Here is a 1950-nt window from a genome sequence, read left to right on the forward strand (position 1 = left end):
GCGTCCTTCCCGACCGCGGACCGGGTGACGACCGTCGCGCGGCCGTCCGACCGCAGGTGCCGTCCCGCGTCGGGCTCGTCCACGTCGGCCCAGGGGCCCGTGGTGGACCACGCGCGCGACAGGCCGTCGACGAAGGTCGTGGCCGTGCGGCCGTCGGTGACCGGCGCGCGCTGCTCGTCGTCGGACGCCCACGCGCCGCCGCGCACCGTCGGCCAGCCGTCGACCCAGTCGAGCCGATCCAGGAGCATCGGCCGCTCGTTGATGCCGTCCGTGCCGTCGAGGTACGGGTCGTCGCGGTCGATCGCGTGGTACGCGAGCCAGTCCTGGCCGGCGAGGTCGGTGACGACCGCGTTGTGCCCGGTCCCGACCCACCGGTTCCCGTTCGGCGCGACCACGGGCGTCCCACCGGCGCGGGACTGCAGCAGCGGCACACCCTCGCGGTCGACGTACGGCCCCGCGAGGTCGCGCGACCGGCCGACGTGCACGCTGTACCCGGTCGTCGGCCCGGCGCAGCAGTTCGCGGACGACGCGAACAGGTACCACCAGCCGTCACGCTGGACGACGTACGCGCCCTCGTACTTGTTGTCGATCGCCACCTGCACCGGCTCGCCCACCGCCTGCGTGCCGTCGGCCGACAGCGGCACCGTCCAGATCCCGCCGTAGTACGAGCCGTAGAACAGGTGCTCCGTGCCGTCCGGCGCGACGACGTGCGACGGGTCGAACGTCCACAGGAAGTCGCCCGCTCCCCCGGCGCCGTGCCGCGGCGCGACCACGGGCTCGGCCGTGGGCGTCCAGGGGCCGGTCGGCGTCGGCGCGGTGGCGACCCCGATCGCGCTGTCGTTCGGCTCGTCGGTCACGGTCGTCTCGGTCACGACGTAGTACATGCGGTACTGCCCGTCGACGTACCGGACGTCGGGCGCCCACAGCGCCGCGCCCCGGCTGGTGTCCGCCCACGCGGGCAGCGCGTCCTCGGTGAACGCGTCGCCCACGTACTCCCAGGACACCAGGTCCGTCGAGCGCGCGGTCGGGATCAGGTGCCGGACGCCCTCGCCCTCCCGGAGCGGGTCGGTCGTGCCGTACGCGTACCACCAGCCGTCCTTGCCGCGGAGCACCGCCGGGTCGGCGAACGTGTCGGCGAACCCGGCGCTCACGGGGTTGCGGTACGTCGACGCGTGCCCCGCCGCGCCGTCGTGGTCGGCTGCTGCACCGGTGGCCGGCACCGCCGCCGCGGCGGTCAGCACGAGCGCGAGGGCGGTGGTCACGGTGAGCGAGGCGGAGGGGCGCACGGGGTCCTGCCGATCGTCGTCGATGGGCTGGGCATCCGTTCTACCCCGGGCCTGCCGACCCGGCGACCGGGACCGCCGGACGCGCGCCCGGCGCGGTGTCTCGAGATGCGTGGCCGCCGGACCTGGCCGACGGTAGGACCGCGGTGCAGACCACGCCGCGTCCCCCGGGCGCGGCGTGCGCCCGGGGTGTCCACCGACGAGGAGGAACCCATGACTCGCACGGTCTCCGAATTCATGACGCCGCACCCGACGGTCGTCGAGGTCACGGACACGCTGCACGCGGTCGCCCAGACCATGGCGACGCAGGACGTCGGGTCGCTCGTCGTCGCGGAGGACGGCGCCGTCGTCGGCATCGTCACCGACCGCGACCTCGTGGTCCGCGGCTTCGCCCAGGGCATCGGCCTCGACGCACCCGTCGGGCAGCTCGCGACGGGCGACGTGGTCACGGTCGGCCCCGACGACGACGTCGACGAGGTCGTCCGCCTCATGCGCGAGCGCGCCGTCCGGCGCGTGCCCGTGGTCGACGGCGACCAGGCCGTCGGCATCGTGAGCATCGGCGACCTCGCGGTCGACCTCGACCCGGACTCGGCCCTCGCCGACATCTCGGAGGCCCCGTCGAACGACTGACCGGCGCCTCGTCGGCCGCGGCGCGCGGCGGGACGGG

At 75.2% G+C, this 1950-nt stretch carries 2 protein-coding genes; one reads left to right on the forward strand and one right to left on the reverse strand.

The features are described from left to right. Positions 1-1286, reverse strand: a 1286-nt coding sequence (locus HGA02_RS17890) for a family 43 glycosylhydrolase (protein WP_210728777.1), incomplete at its 3' end; no start/stop codon positions are given. Between the two features lie 210 nt (positions 1287-1496). Here HGA02_RS17890 and HGA02_RS17895 point away from each other — a divergent pair. Continuing rightward, a complete protein-coding gene (locus HGA02_RS17895) occupies positions 1497-1913 on the forward strand; it encodes a CBS domain-containing protein (RefSeq protein WP_168680604.1) in 417 nt (138 codons plus the stop codon). The last annotated feature ends 37 nt before the right edge of the window (positions 1914-1950 follow it).

Origin of the sequence: Cellulomonas septica (genome assembly GCF_012396155.1) — a bacterium.
GTDB classification, from domain to species: Bacteria; Actinomycetota; Actinomycetes; order Actinomycetales; family Cellulomonadaceae; genus Cellulomonas; species Cellulomonas septica.

Bases quoted from the DNA above. Each gene is read 5' to 3' on its own strand.
- HGA02_RS17895 (WP_168680604.1), top strand. From the start codon at position 1,497: ATGACTCGCACGGTCTCCGAATTCATGACGCCGCACCCGACGGTCGTC.